The organism is Natronorubrum texcoconense (assembly GCF_900100335.1).
Classification (GTDB): domain Archaea; phylum Halobacteriota; class Halobacteria; order Halobacteriales; family Natrialbaceae; genus Natronorubrum; species Natronorubrum texcoconense.
In genome coordinates this window covers 202,781-224,905 of sequence record NZ_FNFE01000005.1, presented here as the reverse complement: position 1 = coordinate 224,905, position 22,125 = coordinate 202,781, and the positions used below count along the sequence as shown (strand labels likewise).

General features: G+C 59.6%; 16 protein-coding genes and 1 pseudogene. 9 read left to right on the top strand and 8 right to left on the bottom strand.

The features are described 5' to 3' along the window. Positions 1-319: 319 nt before the first annotated feature. Positions 320-1,738 carry an APC family permease gene (locus BLT08_RS15865; protein ID WP_090309772.1) on the bottom strand — a complete coding sequence of 473 codons (1,419 nt, stop codon included), beginning with the start codon at positions 1,736-1,738 and terminating at the stop codon, positions 320-322. A gap of 384 nt (positions 1,739-2,122) precedes the next feature. Between BLT08_RS15865 and BLT08_RS15860 the strand changes: the two genes are divergently transcribed. Both BLT08_RS15860 and BLT08_RS15855 read left to right on the top strand, forming a co-directional pair. After that, positions 2,123-4,798 carry a PD-(D/E)XK nuclease family protein gene (locus BLT08_RS15860; protein WP_090309769.1) on the top strand — a complete coding sequence of 892 codons (2,676 nt, stop codon included), beginning with the start codon at positions 2,123-2,125 and terminating at the stop codon, positions 4,796-4,798. Further along, positions 4,795-7,665 (top strand): UvrD-helicase domain-containing protein, encoded by a 2,871-nt coding sequence (locus BLT08_RS15855; protein WP_090309766.1) that lies wholly within the window; start codon positions 4,795-4,797, stop codon positions 7,663-7,665. The genes BLT08_RS15860 and BLT08_RS15855 overlap by 4 nt, the downstream gene beginning before the upstream one ends. 246 nt (positions 7,666-7,911) lie before the next feature. Here BLT08_RS15855 and BLT08_RS15850 read toward each other — a convergent pair whose 3' ends face one another. Continuing rightward, positions 7,912-8,547 (bottom strand): TetR/AcrR family transcriptional regulator, encoded by a 636-nt coding sequence (locus BLT08_RS15850; protein ID WP_090309762.1) that lies wholly within the window; start codon positions 8,545-8,547, stop codon positions 7,912-7,914. A 112-nt stretch (positions 8,548-8,659) separates the two neighbouring features. Here BLT08_RS15850 and BLT08_RS15845 point away from each other — a divergent pair, with 112 nt between their 5' ends. Both BLT08_RS15845 and BLT08_RS15840 read left to right on the top strand, forming a co-directional pair. Next, a complete protein-coding gene (locus BLT08_RS15845) occupies positions 8,660-10,015 on the top strand; it encodes an amidohydrolase family protein (protein ID WP_090310148.1) in 1,356 nt (451 codons plus the stop codon). A 40-nt stretch (positions 10,016-10,055) separates the two neighbouring features. Continuing rightward, positions 10,056-10,943: a fumarylacetoacetate hydrolase family protein gene (locus BLT08_RS15840; RefSeq protein WP_090309759.1), complete on the top strand. Its 888-nt coding sequence runs from the start codon at positions 10,056-10,058 to the stop codon at positions 10,941-10,943. 120 nt (positions 10,944-11,063) lie between these two features. Here the strand turns inward: BLT08_RS15840 and BLT08_RS15835 are convergent, their stop codons facing one another. Continuing rightward, complete coding sequence (locus tag BLT08_RS15835; RefSeq protein WP_090309756.1) at positions 11,064-12,065, bottom strand: TatD family hydrolase; 1,002 nt, start codon at positions 12,063-12,065, stop codon at positions 11,064-11,066. A gap of 132 nt (positions 12,066-12,197) precedes the next feature. Between BLT08_RS15835 and BLT08_RS15830 the strand changes: the two genes are divergently transcribed. Further along, positions 12,198-13,244 carry a WD40/YVTN/BNR-like repeat-containing protein gene (locus BLT08_RS15830; protein WP_090309753.1) on the top strand — a complete coding sequence of 349 codons (1,047 nt, stop codon included), beginning with the start codon at positions 12,198-12,200 and terminating at the stop codon, positions 13,242-13,244. Positions 13,245-13,280: 36 nt separating this feature from the next. After that, positions 13,281-13,685, top strand: coding sequence for a DoxX family protein (locus tag BLT08_RS15825; RefSeq protein WP_090309750.1), 405 nt, complete (start codon positions 13,281-13,283; stop codon positions 13,683-13,685). Positions 13,686-13,841: 156 nt separating this feature from the next. Here the strand turns inward: BLT08_RS15825 and BLT08_RS15820 are convergent, their stop codons facing one another. The 4 genes and pseudogenes from BLT08_RS15820 to BLT08_RS23445 all read right to left on the bottom strand — a co-directional run. Further along, positions 13,842-15,074, bottom strand: coding sequence for a CaiB/BaiF CoA transferase family protein (locus BLT08_RS15820; RefSeq protein ID WP_245724244.1), 1,233 nt, complete (start codon positions 15,072-15,074; stop codon positions 13,842-13,844). 66 nt (positions 15,075-15,140) lie between these two features. Then, positions 15,141-16,004, bottom strand: a complete 864-nt coding sequence (locus BLT08_RS15815; RefSeq protein ID WP_090309748.1) for a DUF8173 domain-containing protein — start codon at positions 16,002-16,004, stop codon at positions 15,141-15,143. After that, the gene (locus BLT08_RS15810) at positions 16,001-17,278 is read right to left on the bottom strand and encodes an MFS transporter (protein ID WP_090309745.1); all 1,278 of its coding nucleotides are present in this window, start codon (positions 17,276-17,278) and stop codon (positions 16,001-16,003) included. Before BLT08_RS15810 ends, BLT08_RS15815 begins: the two co-directional genes overlap by 4 nt. 67 nt (positions 17,279-17,345) lie before the next feature. Further along, positions 17,346-17,507 (bottom strand): annotated as a pseudogene (locus tag BLT08_RS23445) (DUF2071 domain-containing protein); the annotation flags it as partial. Between the two features lie 200 nt (positions 17,508-17,707). On the opposite strand from BLT08_RS23445, the gene BLT08_RS15800 reads away from it, so the two are divergent. After that, on the top strand, positions 17,708-18,658 hold the full coding sequence (locus tag BLT08_RS15800) for a CPBP family intramembrane glutamic endopeptidase (protein ID WP_090309739.1): 951 nt from the start codon (positions 17,708-17,710) through the stop codon (positions 18,656-18,658). A gap of 89 nt (positions 18,659-18,747) precedes the next feature. Here the strand turns inward: BLT08_RS15800 and BLT08_RS15795 are convergent, their stop codons facing one another. Then, positions 18,748-20,604, bottom strand: a complete 1,857-nt coding sequence (locus BLT08_RS15795) for an alpha/beta fold hydrolase (protein WP_090309736.1) — start codon at positions 20,602-20,604, stop codon at positions 18,748-18,750. Between the two features lie 164 nt (positions 20,605-20,768). Here BLT08_RS15795 and BLT08_RS15790 point away from each other — a divergent pair, with 164 nt between their 5' ends. After that, positions 20,769-21,134, top strand: a complete 366-nt coding sequence (locus BLT08_RS15790) for a DUF5518 domain-containing protein (RefSeq protein WP_090309733.1) — start codon at positions 20,769-20,771, stop codon at positions 21,132-21,134. Beyond that, on the top strand, positions 21,131-21,940 hold the full coding sequence (locus tag BLT08_RS15785) for a CPBP family intramembrane glutamic endopeptidase (protein ID WP_090309729.1): 810 nt from the start codon (positions 21,131-21,133) through the stop codon (positions 21,938-21,940). Before BLT08_RS15790 ends, BLT08_RS15785 begins: the two co-directional genes overlap by 4 nt. The last annotated feature ends 185 nt before the right edge of the window (positions 21,941-22,125 follow it).

Sequence of the window (22,125 nt, the reverse complement as noted above, 5' to 3'; positions counted from 1 at the left end):
CAGTTCATCTATTTAGCCTATTTAGTGAAATGCACCTGTCTGATCTATTTAACCTGTGGTACCTATTGTTCCTTTCCAGGCTGTAAATCCGGCTTTCGCTCTCGGATCTGTTTCACCTATTGTTCCTACTGTGCCTATTCGGACGATGCTGGTCAGAGTTCTAGTGCCATACAAATTTACTATGGTGCTATTGCGACTATTCTCCCTATTGTAACTACTATGCCTATTGTAGCTACTATGCCTATCTCAAATATCATCTGCACTTACCTGTGGTAGTTCGAGAGAGCAAAACACCTCTCCGTTTACGCCGAGACGGAGGTTACACGTCATCGTCTTTCTCCAACGACTCGAGCTTTCCGGCGAGGTCCTCCGCCGATGCCGTGGTATCTGCTCCCGAGACGACGAACAATACGACGCCGAGGATACACCACAAAAGAACGATCAGCCACTCGTATGGCCAGAGCAGTGCCGACCCTCCGCCGGGTAAGTAGAGTGACACGAAGATTGCGGTCATAACGAACCCGAGTGCCCCAACGAGGTATCCTGCCGGAACCTTGTACGGGCGGTCCATCTCGGGTTCTCGATAGCGAAGGACAAGGAACGACACGACGACGAAGAACCAGGCGGTGACGATACCTAGCCCTCCTGCGTTCACGATCCACGTCAACATCTGTTCCCCGAAGAGTGGTGCGAGCACGGAAAGACCCCCAATGAGAAGAATCGCGTTACTTGGGGTGTTGTACTCGGGATGGACTTTCGATAGTGATGCGGGAATCATTCCAGATTCTGAAAGGGCGAACAACGCTCGGCTTCCACCGATGATAAACGCGTTCCAACTCGTGAGAATTCCGGCGATTCCGGCGAGAGCCATCAGTTGCCCCATCAGTTGCGAATCGAATAATTCAGCCATGGCTGCGGCAGCTGGAAGCGGACTGTCGACAAGTGTGCTCGCAGGAAGTGCTCGACTTGCCCCCCAGATCACGGCCATGTAGAATAGTGCGGCCATCACAACTGAAACGATAATCAAGAGCCCCAACGTCCGAGGAGGAACGTTGGCCTCTTCTGCCGATTGCGGTATCACGTCGAACCCCACGAACATGAAGGGTACCATCAACATTACGGCGAAGATACCGGCGGTGCCAGCCCCAAAGGAGGGATCTGGAGATGGCTGGCCACCGATCACTGCACCAGCAATCAATACGACCCCGGCGAACGCGATAATCACTGTCATGATTATCTGAAACTGTGCGGCTGGCCGAATGCCGATATAATTCAAAACTGTCACAAAGAGAGTTCCGGCGACACCAACCAAAATCCACGACCCATATACTGGTTCTCCGGCCACAGACCATAGCGGCATGACGTTAAACCCGGGAATAATGAACGCCATGGCAGACGGCAGGGCGACCGCTTCGAAGGCAGCGACGGTGACGTATCCAAAGATAATCGCCCAGGTACAAATGAATGAACCGATCGGTCCTAACGCTCGGAGACTATAGACGTGTTCACCACCGACTAGGGGCATCGATGAAGCGAGTTCGCTGTAGATGATTGCGACGAACCCAACGACGATTCCACCCAACACAAAAGCGGATATCGCTCCTAACGGTCCACCTTCACTGATCCACTCTCCTGTTAAGATGATCCACCCCCACCCGATCATTGCACCGAACGAGAGGATCAACACTTCCTTCGACGACAATGTCTTTGTGAGCCCGCTGTGTGTAGTTTCAGCCATGATTTAATTTTTGAATGACCTTCCGATCAATAATAATCGGAAGTCTAGTATCAAATCGGTTAGGCTTGATAGCGCAAGGGGATCTGTCTCGAGACGAATGATTTGTAGGCTCTGTTGAACCCCTTCGTACCTGACAAGGCCTACCTGCTGAATACAGAGGTATAGTGCAGCACAAGAGCTTCATTTGTACACCAGAGCTCTGCTTACGTACTTCGCTTCCCGATGTGTCCGCATTCGTGGCACGTCTGAGACGTGTAGGCAGGATTCTCGTTAGAGTGATCACCGCAGTTACAGCAGGCCGAGTGCCTCGGGATTAGATTCTGAGGAATCTCACTCCGACCGACATACAGATTTATTGTCCGGTAATCCAACACGCTATGCATCGTGTCACTCAAGCAGTCGAAACCGATCGATCGGCTGTATCACGAGGTTGCCAACTACGATCTCGTGATCGTTCCCGACTCACCGCTGGCAGACGCCCTCAATCGACGCCTCGAGCGACCCCATTTTGGCCCGTTCGCGATCACACCCCGGCGACTTGCGACGCGCCGTCGAGAGACCGCGGAGGACCGGACCGCGTTCCTCGAGGTAATCGACGAGACTGATCTCAGCTGGAAGGAAATCGCCTACACCGTCGGCAACGTGCTCCAGTGTTGGGAGTACCGGGGACGTGCCGACGCAATCTTCGAGTACGGCGCGTTCGACACGCCGGCAACCAGAACCGTCGTCGACATCGTCAGTTCGCTACAGACGTCTTCACGACTGCTCGCAGACTACGAGATCGATGTCGATTCGGGCGAGTCAGTCGCAGTCGTCGGCGAGTCCCAATTAACGAACCTCGAGCGGTCGATCCTCCCCGATGAGTACGATTCGATCGACCGGTTCACTGCGGACGCGTTCGATCTCCCGGCGTTTCGAATCTTCGAGTCACCAGCAGCCATCGTGGACGCGATTCTCGACACCGTCACGCAGGATAACGCCGACGAGATCGCCATCGTGCTCGACTCGAGCAGCGAGTATTCCCCGCTCATCGAGTCGGCGCTCGAGACGGCAGCGATTCCGTACTACGGCGGCCCTGGCTTCATGGACGACCGCGATCACCGCGCATTCGTCCAACTGCTTCGCTGTACGACGGCTGGCTCCGATACCCGCGTTCACTCCGTGAAACCGCTCCTTTCGTGTCTCGGTGCAACGGTACCGATCGAGCACGACGGCAAACGACTCACCGACGTCGACGACTCCGAAATCGGCTGGCTCCGTGAATTCATCGGTCGAGCGGATGCGCTTACCTTCGAAGCGACGTTGAACGCGTATGAGGATCGTGCCGGACGAACGCTCGAGACGTTCCGCGAGGAACTCGCGCGACTCGGGGTACTCGAGGAGCCGATCACGACGGATGCGATCGATCGACTCGCGTTCTACCTCGAGACCTACGAGGTACCGATCGACCGGGACAACGAAGGCGTCCTGCTAGCGGACGCGAAATCGGCCTCGTTCGTCGATCGGCCGGTCGTCTGCTATCTGGGGCTCGACGAAGACTGGACCCACGATTCCCCGAATCGGCCGTGGGTCGACCGCAACGAGGAGTACGAGCGAAACGTCGACGGCTTTCAGTCGCTTCTCCAGAGCGGCGTCGAACAGCAGTATCTTGTGCAAGATGCGGCTGGTGGCACAGCCGTCACGCCGTGTCTGTATTTCGACGAACTGCTCGAGACCGAGTTCGAACGGTTCAGTGATCTCGAATCGATTCACCACTCGCGGAGTGATCGATCGACCGGCGATGGATTCGATCGAGAGCCGCTGGATGCACCCGTCGATCCCGAACGCGTCGAGACGGTCAGTCAGTCGAGTCTGAACACGTACGCGAACTCGCCACGGGACTACTGCTTCGGACGGCTCGTCGACACCCCGGACAAACACTACTTCGTCGACGGGAATCTCTTTCACGACTTTGCGGAGTTCGTCGTTAATCATCCCGAGTTCGTCGACGATGGGCGTCTCGAGGATGCTGCTGCCGTCATGGTCGAGGAAACGCGTGCGTTTCATCGGCGTATCGACCTCGAGACGCAGCGAACGCGGTATCGGATCGGCCTCGAGACGATCTGTGACTACCTCGAGGAACACGCGCCGACCGAGACGACGTTCCTGACACCGTCGAGCGGCTGGGGTGAGAACTTCTTCGCGGAGTACTTTGACCGCGACGTCGACTCACCGGTGACCGAGCGGTGGTTCGAAGACGACGACCTTCGACTCAAGGGAAAGATCGATCTCGTACAGTCCCCGACACGACTCGTCGATTTCAAGAGCGGGAACAGAACCTCCGCGACGCAGGTAACCAAACACGGATCGATCGACGAGCCGAGTGACGAGCCGAACTTCCAGGCGTTGTGCTATCTCTCTTACTGGCGCCGCCAACAGCCCGACGAGTCCCTCGAGTTCACGTTCTTCCACTTCCTCGAGACGCTCGACGACGTCGTCGCTGGCGACGCCACGCTCGAAGACTGCCTGACAACGCTAACGTACCGTCCGATCGCGTTCGACGAGTTCGTACAAACCCGAACGGTCTTCGACGAACTCCGTGAAGATGCCGCGAACGATTGTAACAAGACGTTCTCGAAAGCCGACTACGAGACGTATCTGGCGGTGCTCGACGCGTACGACGTCCCCAGAACGCGAGACGCAGACGAAATGGCCGACTCACCGTTCGGTGAGGCGCTGGTCGAACGCCTCGTCGACGACGTCGGCGACTACAAGTACGTCAGGAACGGCTGCGTGCAAGCGTTCAGACACCTCTGTGGCTACCGCAAAGAAGGCTACTTCGTCGAAGATCTCGACGCGTTCGAGCGCTTCGTCGACGAGCAACTCGAGGAGCTGAACCGCTACCGCCGCGGCGAGGACCGCTTCCCGATCGACGGTCGCGCTGGCGAACCGAACTACCGCTACGTGGATACCCGCGATATGCTACTTACCGACTCCAGAGCCACTCGAGGCACCGCTCAAAACACTCACACGGAAGGGGCGCCAGCAGCCGACCCAGCGGACTCGGAGGGGCATCGATGACGTCGTCGACCGATGACACGGCACCTGCAGCCCCGACACCCAACGAGGGCCAACAGAAACTCATCGAGAGTACGGACGGACTGTACCTCGTCGATGCCGGCGCCGGCACCGGCAAGACGTTTACAGTCACGCATCGGTACGCAAACATCGTTGCACAAGACGATGTCGAACCCGACGATATCCTGTTGATCACGTTCACCCGCAACGCAGCGACGGAGATGAAAGACAGAATCGTCGCCAGCTGTGACTACGGCATGCGGGCGCTGAACGACGCACCCATTCAGACCTTTCACAGCCTCTGTAGCGATCTCCTCGACCAGCACGGCTTTCACGCACCCTCGTATCTCGGAATCGACGATGCGATCACCGGGTCGACGCAGATCCTCGAGAACGAAACGATCGAGCGGGAGTACTTCCGCGAATTCATCGGCCGCTTCGGCGACGATCACGACGAGTACGACGACCTCCTTCGCTGTCTCTCCGAGCCAGCGGAACTACTCGACCTGATCAACACCCTCGCCGCGAAAGGCGTCTTTCCGACGTCGGACGGCTGGTATCGAGACTCCAGAGACGCCCTCGAGGGAGAGTTCGACGCGTTCAAAGACGCGTTCGACGAGGTAAATCGGCCGCGAAACGACGGGAGCAAACAGTCGACACTCCGGTCGAGCCTCGGCCGCTACGGGAAGAACAAGTGCTACCTCCCGGACGCACCCGACCGCGATGAGTTGCGCGGTGAGTACGGGTCGAAAGCCGTTCCCGAAGCGGTCGCCGAGCAGGTCTTCACCGAGAATCGCGATCACCTCATCGAGTTCGTTCACGACGTCTACGTCGAGTACCTCGAGTTCGCACTCGGGCGGAACTACCTGAACTTCTCGTTCCTCCAGCTGTTCGCGTTCGTCCTGTGCTGTGAGGACGACGATCTCCGCGAGTCGCTCGAGTTCGAGTACGTGATGATCGACGAGTTTCAGGACTCGAGCGAGATCCAGTTCAAGCTCGCCCTGTTGCTATCGGGAACGGACAACGTCTGCGTCGTCGGCGACTGGAAACAGAGCATCTACTCGTTCCAGTACGCCGCCGTCGAGAACATCACCGACTTCGAGGCACGACTCGAGCGCTTCGCCGAAGCGTTGAACGACGACAGCGACCGTATCTCGTTCCCGCTCGCCCCCGTCACGCGAATCGAACTCGAGCAGAACTATCGTTCGACGCAGTCGATTCTGGATTTCTCCGAGCACGCACTCGTCGCACCGGGAAGTAAGCGGGAATCGGTCGATACTGATTCGATACTCGAGCAGGTCGTCTCCCTCCGTTCGAACACCGAACGGGATCAGTCGCGGATTGAGGCGTTCCAGCACGCCGACGAACACGAGGCGATCCTCACGAAGATTCAGGCAATCGTCGGGAACGACGAGTACGCCGTTGAAGACGATGGTGAATTGCGACCACCGTCGTTCGAGGATATTGCTGTTCTCACGCGCACCCGCGATTTCGGTCGCGAGTTGCTCTCGGCGGCCGAAGACTACGAGTTTCCGATGGCCTACGAAGGCGGAATCGAACTCTTCCGCACCGATCAGGCGAAACTCCTGCTGGCCTGGCTGCGCATCCTCGAGGGCGGACCGGCGGCCGACCGCGGGTGGGCAGTCGTCTTAGAGCGTGCCGGGTACACGCTCGACGAGATCGACTCCGTGCTCGAACGCGAACCCTATCCCGACGCGATGGAGCAGTTCCGGTCCGAACTCGAGGCGCTCGAAACGCACACGGCCGTCACGCGGCGCGTGTTCGATCGCTACGGCTACGACGGGGCGACGGCCGACGTCGTCCTCACGACGATCCAGTCGCTTCACAGTTCGACGACGATGACTCGAGGGGACCTGATTCGGATCATCGAAGACGGTGTCGAGAACGGCTACACGCAGGAGGTGCAGGCCCCCGCAGGAACCGATTCGGTCACCGTCCAGACGATCCACTCGGTGAAGGGGCTCGAACATCCGATCGTGATTCTCGGGAACATGAACAGCGGGGCGTTCCCGCCGTCGGGAGGGGCCGGCGGTACCATCACGTACTCCGAAACGACTGGCCTTCGTCAGCGAAAGTGCTACGACGACGCCCACAGCGACCCACACGTCTACGACAACTGGCGCGCCGACGTCCTGCGGCGCTGTCAGCCGACCGAATACGACGAGGAACGCCGACTGCTCTACGTCGCGATGACTCGCGCTGAAGATCACCTGCTGTTCGCCGCCGGTGAGGAACCCAACACCTTCCTCGAGGAGTTACCGGTCGAGATCGAGACGGTCGAACCCGACGTTTCGTCGGTAGCCATCGATGAGACGACGCACACTCGGTTCAGCATCGATGTGCCAGCGTCACCGGGACCGAAAGGCTACTCGCCGCACTCGCTCATGGACGACAGCATCTACGAGGACGTGTCCGATGGCAGAGGGATGGAGTTTGGCTCTCGCGTACACGAGTTCGCCGAAAACTACGCGCTTGGAACGGATGTCACGCCTGACAACGACGACGAACGGAACGTGAAAGCGTTCCTCGATGAGCTCTCGGGCGAACTGTTAGTCGAGGAACGAGCGTATCTGCCGCTCGAGGTCGATGGGAGACAACTCACGCTATCGGGAGTGATTGACTTAGTACACGTGACGGACGACTCCGTCGAGATCGTCGATTTCAAAACGGATCAAAGCCGTCACGCCGAGTCCGAGTACCGAGTCCAACTCAGCGTCTACTATCACGTCCTTGAGGAGTGGTTCAGTGACCGCACTGTGTCTGCGTCGCTCTTCTATACGGCAGAGGATACTCGAGTCAGGATTGAACCGTTATCGGAGTCGGAGTTAGTGGAGTTAGCTGATAGTTAGTAATCTTCCCGCGCTGGGTCTCGACTCGTTTCGCTCGTCAATACGAGCAAAGTTCCTCGGGCAAGTCCCGAGGCATTCACCCTGCTGTTTCTGTAGAAGATGTGATTCTGTTCGCGGCCCTCGTGTCCGTGAATTACGACTGTCGTTCCTCGAGATCGAAGAGCGCGAGCCGTGACCGAGTCGATGATATTCGTAATCGATGAGTGAATATCGGTAATTCCTACCGTTGCCGATAAACGAATCTCATCAGGTCTGGCGCTGCTGTAGTTCATCGTCGACGTATAGGGAGTCGAGGATGAACTCGTCGATGGCGCGGCGCGCGTCTTCTGGGGCGTTATCGTGGCCGAGTGATATCTTTCGCCCACGGGCAGCGTGGATGACGTCGGTGATGAGTTGTCCCATCCGTTCTGCGTCGACCGTGTGGAAGACTCCCTCTTCCATCCCTTTCTCGACGACTTCAACGATGCTGTCGCGCATGCCCTCGTAGTGGCTGTTGAAGATCTCGCGGTGTTGTTCGTCGTTCTGGGCGTGGGAGTACAGCTCGTGGAAGACCTTCATGCGGTCCCAGTGGTCGAACTCGCCGAACTCCGGTCCGAACAGACACTGGTCGATACGGACCGCGAGTTCGGCCTGTGGGTCGGCGTCCTCGTCAACGTCGACGCTGCCCTCGTACTGGTCGATGATGTACTCCAGAAACGACGAAAGTAGGTCGTACTTGCCGTCGAAGTGGTAGTGAATTACCTGTCGGGTCATCTCCATCTCCTCACCGATGTCCCGCATTCTGAGGTCCGCATATCCGTGCTTGCTGATCGCACGGAACGTCGCCTCCATGATCACCTCCTCCGTATCTTTGGAGGTTACCTTCCCCTCGGTGTCGCTCATGCGTTCACCTCGTCCCGTAGAACATATAAACTCGTGGTTGAATCAATCCGCCGTTGCCGGCCTTTACCAAACAGTAAATTTTTAACCTCTTGGTCAGACTTTGTGAATGCGCATGACACAGCGACTCATACGGAACGGGACGATCGTCTCGCTCGACCCGGACATCGGGCAGCTAACGGAGGGTGACGTTCTCATCGACGACGGTGAGATCGTCGAGATCGGCCACGGCCTGACGGCGTCGAACGCCGAGGAGATCGATGCGACCGGACAGATCGTCCTGCCGGGATTCGTCGACTCTCACATCCACCTTGCACAGACCCAGGTCAGGGGAATCGCCGGAGACTGGTCGCTCATGGGTGAATACTTCGATCACATGCTCGGTAATATGACGGGGCTCTATCAGCCCGAGGACATGTACCTCGGTGGCCTCTTCGGTGCACTGGAGAAGCTCTACACGGGGACGACCACGGCCCTGGACTGGTCGTACCCCAACTCGCTCGAACACGGCGAACGGGCCGTCGACGCGCTTCAGGATGCTGGACTGCGCGCGGTATACACCTACGGGCCGCCGGGCGACGACTCAGCGAAGTGGTGGTACGAGAGCGACGTCGGCCTCCCCGAACAGAACATCCGCGAACTCTACACCGAGAAGATCCGCGACGACGACCTGCTTAGCCTCGCGCTCGGACTTCGCGGGCCGGATTTCTGCGTCGACGAGACCGCCCGCAACGACCTGGAACTGGCGCGAGAGCTGGAGGCGCTCGCGACCATTCACATGGGTGCCGCACTGTGGCCGTCGTCGGTCTACGGCGGGGACTACCGGGGCTTTGGCTGCATGGAGGACATGCTCGGCCCTGACGTGAACGTCGCCCACGGCAATCACTTCTCTCAGGAAGACATCGACCACGCCGTCGAACAGGGCGTCTCGTTCTCCGCAACCCCGGAGGTCGAGATGCAGATGGGCCACGGAATCCCCGTCACCGGCAAGGTCACGAACGCCGGTGGGCGCCCCGCGTGGGGCGTCGACGTCTGCTCGAACATCAGCGGCGACATGAGCAGTCAGATGCGGATCGGCATGCAGGTCCAGCGGATGTTCGACAACCAAGAAATCCTCGAAGGCGACGAGGAGGTCACCGAGGTGAGCATCACCTGCCGCGATACGCTGGAGATGGCGACCATCGAGGGCGCTCGAGCGCTCGGCCTCGAGGACGAGATCGGCACCCTGACGCCGGGCAAGCGCGCGGACATTATCACCATCGAGCAGAACGATTTCCTGACGGCCCCCTCGCACTCGCCGATCCAGACAGCCGTGTTCCAGTCCGACCCCTCGCACATCGACACGGTGCTGGTCGACGGCGAGGTCGTCAAGCGCAACGGCGAACTGACCAACCCCCTCGTCGACGAGGAGTTCGACCGGTTCGTCGAATCCGGTCGCCGACTCGTCGACGAAGCGGGGCTGGAGTTATAACCGGAATTGCCAGTTCCAACACACCGTACTCAATTCACAGATGCGACTCGGACAATACACCACGACGGACGACGCACAGCCATGGGTTGGCGCGACCACGAGCGACGGCGAGGTCGTCAACCTCGCCGAAGCCGGCGCCGAAACCGGCATTGCCATCCCACGAGCGACCAGCGATCTGCTCGAGCAGTGGAACTGGCAGCGCAAGGTCGAGCTGGCAGTCGAGTACGCCCAGGAGACCGGCACCGGACGCTACGACGCTACCGACCTCGACCAGCACGCACCCGTTCGCGACCCCGGGAAAGTGGTCTGCGTCGGCCTCAACTACCGCGACCACGCCGAGGAAGGGGACAACCCCATCCCGGACGAGCCCGTTCTGTTCTCGAAGTTCCCGACGACTGTCACGGGTCCCGACGGCACCATCACCTGGGATCCCGACCTCACCGAGAAGGTCGACTACGAGGCCGAACTGGTCGTCGTCGTCGGCGAGGAGGCCCGCCGAGTCGACGAGGACGAGGCGCTGGACCACGTCGCCGGCTACATGGTCGGCAACGACGTCTCGGCGCGAGACCTCCAACACGGCGACGGCCAATGGGTCCGCGGCAAGAGCCTCGATTCGTTCGCCCCGACCGGGCCGGAACTAGTGACCACCGACGAAGTCGACGACCCGCACGACCTCGAGATCTACGCGGCGGTCAACGGCGAGCGCCTGCAGGACTCCTCGACGTCGAACTTCATCTTCGGCGTCGACGAACTCGTTTCGTTCTGCAGTCAGGCGTTCACGCTGGAGCCGGGCGACCTAATCTTCACCGGCACGCCCCCGGGCGTCGGCGTCTACCGCGAGCCGCCGGTCCTTCTGGAGGAGGGCGACGAGGTGACGATCGGTATCGAAGGGCTGGGCGAGCTGACCAACGACTGCGCGTACCTATAGGAATTGTCGGATAGTGCGAACCTGGTTTTTCGATCCTCCATACTGTTCGCTGTAAGTCATTTCCGGTGGGACCGCAGGACGACTCGCGGTCCCACCGGTACATCGGTACAGCAAACCGTCTCAGGTCCCGAGTCCGAACACCTCGCGGGGGTTCTCGTAGACGACTTGGCGAATGTCGTCGACGTCGATGCCGTAGCGGTATAGCTCGAAGATAGCCCGCTTCAGCGCGAAGGGGTCGGTCCGGAGGACGTTCGCGCAGTCGGTGTCGACCATGATGCGATCGGGGCCGTACTCGTCGATGGCGTCGGCGACGTCCGCGGCGTCGACGCCGACGAGCCAAGAGTGGCCGATGGTGTAGCTCAGATAGCACTCGGTCTCCGTCATTAGATAGTCGGTGTTGTTGCCGTCGGCGTGGGAGGCGACGACCCGCTCTTCGGCCAGGCCGGCGTCACGCGCCGCCTGAACGTCCAGTTTGACCGCTTCCAGCTGCGGGTTCTCGCCGTCGAGCACCGGTTCCACGCCGAGGGCGGTGTTCTTCTCGTAGCCGGGGACGCCTACCTCCGGTCGGTAGGACCGCTTGGAGTCGGTGGTGGTGTTTGGAGTGTGCAGAATGACCGGCAGATCGTGTTTATCTGCCAGTTCCATCTGCGCCTGGACGATGGCGCGCTGTTCGTCGACGTCCCAGGCCTCGACGTGCTGGGATGGCGTGACGCCGGTTTCGCCGACGGCAACGACTTCATCTAGTTCGCAGTAGGCGTCCATGGCGTCGATCAGATCGTCGGGGTCTTCGATGCGGACGCCGGTATGGACGCCTAGGCCGAGGGCGGCCTCGAAGAAATGGTTGCGTTCGATGGCCGCCCGGCGGTTGACGGCGTCGTCCCAGAGGTAGCGGACGTCCCCGGCCCGGACCGGCTTGTAGGGAGTCCAGTGGTAGCCCGACGATACCATTACCATCCCCTCACAGCCCGCCAGCGCGTATCGCTCGCGGTCCTCCCAGGAGAGCGTGTGCGCGTGGTTGTGGATGTCGATCCAGGGGAGGTTCAGCAACTCCCGCGGCAGGTCGGGTTCGTCCTCGAGGTGCGCTGCGTCGGTCGGTCGTTTCGTCGGGTATGTAGACGTCATGGCTGTGGACTGTGAGGCTACTGGACCGGCATGCGACGAGGCGTTCGGCTCCAGTGCCGTCGTCTCCGGGTAGAGCTTGTGTTTTACAGGTTGGTAAAACTTTATTGTGCGTCCGACTCTCATACACGGCGTATGACGCTACTCATCGGCACGGACGAGGGCCTCTACCGGGCCGAAGACGTTCCGTTCGATCGGGGCGAACTCGAGAGGGTACTGGACTGTGGGATGGTCACGGCAGTCAAAACGTGGGAGCACACCGATGGCGTGTTCGTCGCCTCCACGGAGGGCGCGTTCCGGTCGTTCGACGGCGGAGGGACCTGGGAGAACCTCGGCGTACCGCTTGGCGACCGCTTCTGGCACGCCGGCGAGAGCGAGGTCTGGTCGATCCTCGCGACCGCCGACGGCGCCCTCTACGCGGGCACGAACGACCCCTACATCTTTCGATCGACCGACGACGGCGAGACGTGGACGGAACTGAAGGGATTCCGGGAACTCCCCTCGCGGGGCCACTGGGAATCGCCAATCGACCCCCACTACGCGCGACTGCGAGCGCTGGAAGTCGTCCCCGGGCGGCCGGACCACCTCATCGCCGGGGTCGAGGCCGGCGGTATCCACATCAGCCGCGATGGCGGCCGGACCTGGGTCGACCGCCGCGACACCATCGTCGACGATATCCACCAGATACTCCCGATATCCGAGGACGTCTGGCTGGCGACGACGGGCTACCTCGACCACGACCTGGAGAACCTGGGTCTCGGCCACGCCGTCGGTGAGGGCGGCCTCTGGCGGACGGTCGATGGCGGCGAGTCTTGGACCCGCATCGACCGGGGTAACGACTTCTCGTACATCCGGGGGGTGTTCATCCACGACGGCCGGGTGTTCTTCTGTGGCGGCGAGGAGGCCCCGCCCGCCTGGGTGGACGACGACCACACGACCGCGCTGTTCGAGTCAACCAACTTCGGCCGCGACTGGGAGCGAGTCTCCTATCCCGGCGAACCCCACGAGGTCATCGAGACCTGGGAAGTATACGACGGCGAGGTTATCTGTGGGTCCGGACTGTTCGACGTCCCGGACCAGCGCGATGACGTCGAGGGGCGCATTATGCGCCGCGACGACGACGGCGAGTATCACACGGCGGGCCGCGTCGACGCCAACGTCAGCCGCATCGAAGCCATCTGAACAGCAATCGAGACACTCCTACCACTAACATACATAATGACTGATACGACAACCTCGAACTCGACCCCACCGTCACTGCTCGGCCGCCTCCTGTACAGCGGCGTCCTTACCATCATGGCCGTCGATGGTTTCCGGAACAACGACAAACGCGTCGACATCGCACGCGAGAGCGGCGTCCCGATGCCGAACGTGATGGTCCCATTTGCGACGGGGTTACTCCTCGTAGCTAACCTCGGCATCCTCCTCTGGAAGTACCCCCGTGCCTCCGCCGGCGCACTCATCGTGTTCTTCCTGGGCACGACGCCGTTCATCCACAACTTCTGGACGATGGAAGGGAAGGAACGGCAGGCGAACAAGATCAACTTCCAGAAGAACGTCGCGCTGCTCGGCGGCGCGCTGCTGATCCTCAACGAAGCCGCCACGGACGACGACCAGTCGTGACCGACTAGTCGTTCTGCGGTCACACTCTTTCCCGCGCTTGCGGGGCGACGCTCGAGGGAATGCGACTCGTCGGTTGTACGGTCTGTTGGAAGTCGTTTCCGGAACGATCGCGATCCGTCCTGTGGTCGCTCCGGTAAACCGTTACAGCAAACCGTATCAGTCGGCCGTCTCCTGGTCGCCGAAGACGCCGGCGGCTGCTAATTCGTCCAGTTCGGCTTCCGAGTAGCCCAGTTCGCGGAACACGACGCGATTGTGCTCGCCCAGCAGTGGTGGCGGGACCTCGAAGCCACTGTCGGCGTGTTCGAATTTGAGGGGGTGTTCGACGACCGGGATCGTGCCGATCTCGGGGTGGTCGAGTTCGGTCATAGTGCCGCGGGCCTCGATCTGGGGGTTGTTCAACGCCTCTTCGACGCTGTAGACCGGACCGGCAGGAACGCCCCCCTCGTCGGCGATGATCTCGACCCACTCGTCGGTGGTCTTCTCGGTGAGGGTGGCCTCTATTTCGGCTTCGAGCTCCTCGAGGTGGTCGACGCGGTCGGCGTTGGTGTCGAAGCGGTCGTCGTCGATGAGTTCCGGCCGATCGATGGCCTCACAGAGGTCGGCCCAGAGCTTCTCGTTGAGGACGCAGACGTTGATGTAGCTGTCTTCGGTCTCGAAGGTCTGGTAGGGGGCGAGCACGGGGTCTTTCGTCCCCATGCGCTCGGGTGTTTCGTCGGCAAACGCTCGTCCGGCCTGTTTGGTCAGCCACGGCAGCGTCGCCTCCAGCATCCCGAGGTCGATATACTCTCCCTCACCAGTTAATTCGCGGTTGTAGAGCGCGGTCATCGTCCCGAAGGCGGCCCACATGGCGGTGATGAGGTCGGTCATCGGTAGCCCGACCTTCACCGGTTGGCGCCCCTCCTCGCCGGTGACGTCCATGATGCCGCTGAGGCCCTGGATGAGCAGGTCGTAGCCCGAGCGCTCACGCCAGGGGCCGGTCTGACCGAACGCCGAGACTGCGAGATAGACCAGGGTCTCGTTGTGCTCGGTCAGGGTGTCGTAGTCGACGTTGAGGCGTTCGGCAACGCCCGGCCGGAAGTTCTGGATGAAGACGTCCGCCTCCGCGACGAGGTCGTACAGCGCCTCCAGCGCCTCGTCGTTCTTCAGGTCGAGTTCGACGCTCCGTTTCCCGTAGTTGACCGTCCAGTAGTAGGGGGACTCGCCCTCGATGAACGGCGGGCCCGAATGGCGGATGGCATCGCCGTAACCCGGCTGTTCGATTTTGATGACCTCCGCACCTTGGTTGGCGAGCATCGACGAGCAAAACCCGCCGGTCACAAACGTCGACATGTCCAGCACCGTGATCCCATCAAGTATCTTGTTCTCGTCTGTCATAGATTGGCCGTCCATAGCAGAGTTGTTGGCTTACCAAATGGTAAACCTATCGGGGACTACCCTTGAAGGGTGGGGGAACCGTTACTCCGGAAGCGACACTGGCTCGAACTCCTGTAGCCCGAAGTACGTCACTACGACGGCCCCCAGGCCGATCAGAAGAAGCCCACCTGCGATCAGGTCGCCGAGGATTGGAACCGCGCCGACGACCTGTAACAACATCATGATACCGACTACGCCGAGCCCGGTGGCCAGACCAACCCGCGGCGTATCCAACCGTTTTCCGGCAAGATATCCCATTCCGATGATCCCGTATGCGATTGTCACTAACCCGATCAGAAGTCCGAAGATGCTCACCGGGAGAAGAACGAGGGTAAACGCCATGAACACGAACACAGCCAAGAACGTCACGGAGAGGAGTGCGCCCACGGTGAGGCTGATTACCGGATGGTCCCGCGCGGTCGTTCCGACATTTTCGAGTAACGCTGGACGCTTTCGGGAGAGCCACGCCCCGACGAGGGATAGGAACAAAGTCGTCAGCACGACCGGCGTGTACGCAGCGATCGGGCCGGGTTCGGCCGGCGCGAACTCCACAGTGGATCGCTCACCGATGGCTGCGTCATCCGCAAACTCCTCGCTCCCACCGATGTGCTGGAGTTCGCCGTCGATCGTTCCTCCATTTTCAACGACGAGCGACCCCGACAGTTGCGTCACGTCGCCTTCGACCTCCCCGTGAATCTGGAACTCGCCGCCGATGACGTAGACCGGTCCGGAGATCGTTTCGTCGTCCGGGATTGTGACGGTCGCATCGCCGACGATCAACGCGCCCCGATGCTCGGTGATCTCGTGGTCACCTTCGATGACCAATTCAGTGGTTTCGACGTCCACCCCGCCGGCCGAGATCATGAGCAGGACGATGATCAATAGCGGAATGAGTTCCAGGTTCATGACGACACCTCTCCACGTGCTAACTCGAACATTCGATGGACGTATAGCAGTATGGGCAGCGCGACGATGAACAGCAGCGATAGTGCGTTGACGTACGTCATGTGGCTCCCTAACGGGAGTCCGATTCCCTCGGAGTACAGCGCCAGGGCGGTACTCATGAACGTCGCCAGCCACCCCGCGATTCCGACGCCGAGGGCGGTATGCGTACCGATCGTCTCCGTGGTCGAGAGATCCGGCCAGAGTGCGAAGTTGAGCGTCGTGTAGAAGCTGACCGCGAGCACGTAGAACATCGGCAGGATGAGCGCCGGCGTCTCGCCGCCTCCGAACTGAATGTCGAAGACGTACAGCAGGTGGGTGAACGCAAACAGGCCAAATACCCAGAAGAACACCCAGTTCCGATCGAAGTTCGTGTAGAGGACGCCGGCGGCGAGCGCTCCGACGACGTGGAGGACAGCGATAAACAATCGAACGCTCAGATCGGGCGATTGCCAAGACGTGTAGATGTAGAGCGGCTCTTCGATAATTCGGAGAAAGCCCAGACTATCGATAAAGAAGACGCCGAACATCAGCAGAACTGGACCCCAGAACGCGAAACTCAGCGTCCGGATCGGAATCGGCCGACAGAACCGTCCGACCCTGAACGTACTTCGTTCGTGCTGACCGGCGAGGCTGTCGACGAACGCGAACCGCTTCACTGAAAGGACGGCCAGAATCAGCACTGCCGGCACCATCATTGCGCTCATGACGAGACTAAACTCGTGGATCCGCCACTCGATTGGATACAGCGCTGCGACGAAAAACGAGAGGCCCGCCACGACCGCAGCAACGTATCCACGGTCTCTAACGGGGATGAAATCGAGCATGAAGCTGAACGTCACCGGGATGCCGAGTCCGAGCGTCGCCGAACAGATGACGACCCAGAGCACGAACTGTTCGACCGTACTCACGAACGGAGCAGCGATCGTCAGTAACAACTGGACGAGAATAATCAGAAAGAGCAGGCGAAACTTCACGTAGAGATCGGTACTCCAGCCACGCCGATCCATGACGAGACCGCTACCGACGGCGGCGACAAGCGTGAGAAGCGCGAGCACGCCCATCACTATCGAAACATCCTCGGGGGCCATCCCGATCTCTCGCGTCCCGAGATCGGTCAATCCCAACTGAACGAAGGTGAGATTGTAGTAGTAGCCCGCCGTGAGCGCGGAGACGTAGATTAGGTAGCCAGTGATCGGAACCCACTGGCGCTCACGAACGAAATCGAAGAGCTTCATGGAGTACTGTGTTCCTCAACCCGGTATAAATATTGTCTCTTGGATTATATATTACCAACGATATAACTCAAATAGTTTTGAGGTTATTACTAGGTGCTGAGTGTAACTCTCGTTCCGGAAGGAAGACCCGCAGTCGTTCCTCGACATTCGTAAACGGAACCACCGACAGCCACGCCTGCTCATCGTAGGTATCCAGCGTCAGCCGTTCCGGGAGATGAGGTTCGATAAGTCTCGGATCGGTCGCTCAATTAGCAGAAAGAACGTGACGCCAGCCTATGATGAGCGAAATAACCGTTCTATCCGTTTCTTCGACTACTGTGATGCAGTATTCTACCGCGACGCAATCGCGCTCCTAACCGCTCGGTTCGTCGTAATCGTGAGCGCAGAGCTGTGACCCATACTTAAGATATCCGACGCAAAGGTAGGGATATGGATTCTCGTACGGCTCCTGACCGGGGAACGAGTGAGTCCGGCATACGCACTCGAAAAGTAGGGCTCTTTCTCGCGCTCACGTTCGGTATCGCCTGGACCGGTGCCATCGTCCTCTACCTCGTTGGGATCGAACTCGGGACGCTCGTCGGACTCGTATTCGTGGTCGTAGTCGTCATGTGGGCACCGGCGTTCGCTGCGATCGGAACCCAACTCCGGTACGGTGAGTCTATTCGAGAGGGGTGTGGACTCGCTTTGGGTCGGCTTCGATGGGTCGGACTTGCGTGGATCACGCCGGTTGTCCTCGTTGCTGGCACGATCGGCATCGGAACCGCCCTTCCGGGCGTGTCGTTTACGACCGACTACGCGGTGTTTCTGCTCGAGTTGGGCCTGAGTCAGGACGAAGCCGCTGAAGCGATCGCGCAACTGGAAACGGTGCCTGTGCCACCTGTCGTTCTATTGGTCGTTCAGGGTCTCTTCGCGGGGCTGACGATCAACGCCCTCGCTGCGCTCGGCGAGGAACTCGGGTGGCGCGGGTTACTACTCACGGAACTCGCTCCGCTCGGATTCTGGAAACTCTCGATCTTCACCGGTGCGGTCTGGGGCATCTGGCACGCGCCGATCATCCTTCAGGGGCACAACTTTCCCGACGCGCCGCTCGCGGGTGTGTTCGTCATGACCGCTGCAACGATTGCGATGGCACCGATCTACACGTACCTGACCATCCGCGCTCGATCCGTACTCGCTGCAACCGTCCTTCACGGATCGTTCAACGGACTGGGAGCACTGTCGCTGGTCTACCTCACGGGAGCCGGAAACCTCGTGACCGCGCCCGTCGGCGTCGCCGGCATCGGTGCCGCACTGATCGTCACTGCGCTCTGTGTCGTCCACGATAGATTCATTGCAGACGAGCAGATCACGACTGGAGGCGCGCTGTCTCCGTGGTCGTGAGGGACGGTAGCGTGTCTCGGAGGACTGCGTCAGCGACCGGTTACTAGCGTACGTTTCCGTTGACCGGCGAGATGGTGTCACCCAGGTATCTATTGATCTAATGTTTCCAGAAACGAGGATAGTATTTCGTTGAACGTCATCGGATTATCGTGATTCGCAATATGTCCCGCATCCGGCACCGATGTGTGAACGCTGTTGGGGAGTTTTTCGTTCCATTCTTTCGCTTTCTTTCGTAGCAGGAAGTACTCGTGTTCACCGACCACGATCAATTGAGGAAGCTCGGTCAGTTCGGGAATCCCTTCTTCGATGTCTTTGAGGAGTCCGCTTTCGAGGGAGACCATGTTCTCCTTCCCAGTACGTGCACTCGCCCGTGTCACGTACTGTCTAGCGTCGGACGTGCGAGCGACCAGCCGACCAAACGCGTCGTATATCAGTTGTTCGGGCATGAGTTTCAGTGCCCTCACGTGCAACCCCATCAATATGATCGTGCGTTCGGAAAATCCCTCGTACAATGGGAAACCACCAACGTGAACGAGGGCTCGAACGCGGTCGGGGTGATGGTACGCAACGTACTGATTCAACAGGCTCCCCATCGACTGGCCGACCAGAACGGCCTGGTCGATTCCTTCATCATCCAGTACGTCGATTAATTTCCGGGACGCGACCCCAAAGCGCACTGGATCACTCGATTCAACGGATTCACCACACCCGGGGAGATCCCACGAGAGAACCCGATACGACTCGGATAGCGTCGAGACCTGTTCTCGCCACGTCTCGCGGTCGAGGGCGAATCCGTGGGTGAACACCACCGCGGTCGCGTCTTCGGGGCCACTCACCTCGTAATAGACGCCATCAGATTCGCGTTCGGACGCGGAATCGGCTCTCGCTTTCGAGCGCAAACTCCGAAGAGCGAGCGCGAGTGCTCCCGCTCCGATTGCGGGGGCAACGACCCCATCCCACCCCATGGATAGGTCTCGTTTGCCTTCGGGATACGGCGGTGTCCCTGGATCGTAATACGGAGCCAGCCGGTCGATGGCTTTAGTTTCTACGTCCGTCTCGTCTAGTATCGAACGCAATCCGTCGAACAGATATCGCATTTCGTGTCGGCCATCTCGGGCGTGCCCTTCGACCGAGACCTTCGCGTACTCCTTTCGCATGAGCCACCCGATGACCCAGACGCAGATCGGCTCAGGGACGTATTCGAAGGTCTTGACGACCGGCGGACTGGGTGCATACCCTGCGTTACGTAATCCCCGCAGCGCCTCTTTCGTCGCACGGACCGACAGCACCAGCAGGTCTCTGGTTTCGCCCAGCCGTTTCATACTGGTGTCAGCGGCGTACAGCGCGGGGACGAGGCCGGACATGAGCAACGCGACGTGGTACTTCAACCACTCGTCCATGTCCGTCCGGATTTCGACGTCGTACCCGCGCATGTCCCCCAGGATCGCGGCTACCTGTCGAGTTCTGGGTCGAATCGTTCCATCGACCTCCCCGATCGGGACGGTGTATTTCTTGTCCTCGTTGATCGGGAGGACGCGCACGACGTGGCCCTCTCGTTTCCCGCCAGGGTACGGAAACCCCAGCATCACGCGCTCTTTGCCGAGCGCCTGAACTATTTCGTCAGACCCGTTGACGTTGTTCCCCATGAAGAGAAACGTCGGGACGTGGTCGTTTTCCGCCAACGTATCCAGAATCTGTACGGCTTGATGCTCCCCCATGACGACCAGAACGAGATCGTAGTTGTCGTCGGGTTCGAACGACTCTACCACGGGAACGTGAGCGACTTCTCCCCCATCGGCCCCCTCTTCCTGAATAACGATTCCGTGTTCTTTCAGGTCGGCTAACCGTTGCCCTCTGGCAAGAAGATGAACGTCGTGCCCTGCTTCGTGGAGTCGGGCTGCCTTCAGACTGCCCAGCGGACCCGCGCCGAAGACGAGGATTTTCATACAATCCGCCTCCGCCCGGAGAAACACTTCCCACCGTGAGCGAGAAAATATATCTGTTCCATGTAGCACTATTGGTTCGGTGCCGCGATAAAACCGGTCTCTAAACCTCCACATCGAAGAATACACGTATTCATTTATACTCCGATGTGTGAAACAGCTCGATCATGGGAGCCGGAGATACGTGGATCAATGCGGTCGTCGGTGCGGTTATCACGATAGGTCTCTCGTTCACGGGATTTTCGCCGCTCTTGGGTGGCGCCATTGCAGGCTACCTTCAGGCGGAGCCTCCCGTACGAGGAGCAAAAGTAGGGGCCTTCTCCGGCGCGATAGCCGCTGTACCCCTGTTCCTGATAACGATTCTCGGGTTCGCTCTGTTTGCCGCAGTCCCCGCCGGGCCCGGCGACGTTCCCGGCGGAGTCGAATTGGTACTCATCTTCGGGGTGATGCTGCCAATGCTGTTGCTCTGGTTCGTCGGCTTGAGCGCAGCAGGAGGTTACGTCGGTGCGTACTTTCACGCGGAGACACGATGAGTACCGCACGACGTCCGCTTCTCGCGTTCGTCCTGCTGACGTTCCTCATCTCGTGGACTGCGTGGGGTGTACTCGCTGTACTCGGCGTCAAACCTGGAATCAACCTCGGAGGTGTGCTGTGGCTGCTCGGTGGGCTGGGTCCGCCGATTTCGGCCGTGGTCGTGACACGAATGACCGACGGTAGCCAGTCCACGCGAGAGTTATTGAGCCGGCTCCTCCGGTGGCAGGTCAGCTGGCGGTGGTACGGCGTTGCGGTATTGCTCCCCGGTGTCGTCGTCATCAGCACGCTCATATTCGATTCACAGATACGGGGAATGAATACGCCGTTTCCGGCCCCCGAATTCGCACTTTTGTTCGTCGGAATGATCGTTGCGAGTTCGGTGATCGGCGGGGGATTGGAAGAGATCGGTTGGCGTGGCTTTGCACTACCACGATTGCAGTCTTCGCTCGACGCACTGACTGCGAGTGTCATTATCGGAGTAGTCTGGATGGTCTGGCACGCGCCCCTGTTCGTCGTCCCTGGAGCGGTTCAGACGGATCTGCCGGTTCTGCCGTTCGTCGTTCAGGGAATCGCTCTCGCAGTGGTATTCACGTGGCTGTACAACAGCACTAACGGGAGTGTGTTACTCGCCGTTTTCCTCCACGGTTCCTTCAACGCGTGGGTATCGACCGTGTGGCTCCTACGAGCGGACGTTGATCCAGTAACCCTCTGGATAATGGCGATCGTCGTGTGTTTGATCGCTATCGGTCTGGGAGTCGTCTACGGAACTGAGCATCTGTCCCGCAACGAGCGGCAGATGATATAACGACCGATCCACCAAAGGACGAGGTGTCGTTGGAGCATCCATCGCTACTCACTCGGTTCGACCTTGGTATGTGGAAGTTTGGCAAGTCTGTCACACTATTATGTAATCTCACGGCGTACGTCGCAGTGTGCGCCGACTCTCGCTCACATTGTTAACGCTCGCGCTCTCAGGATGGCTGGCCGCCG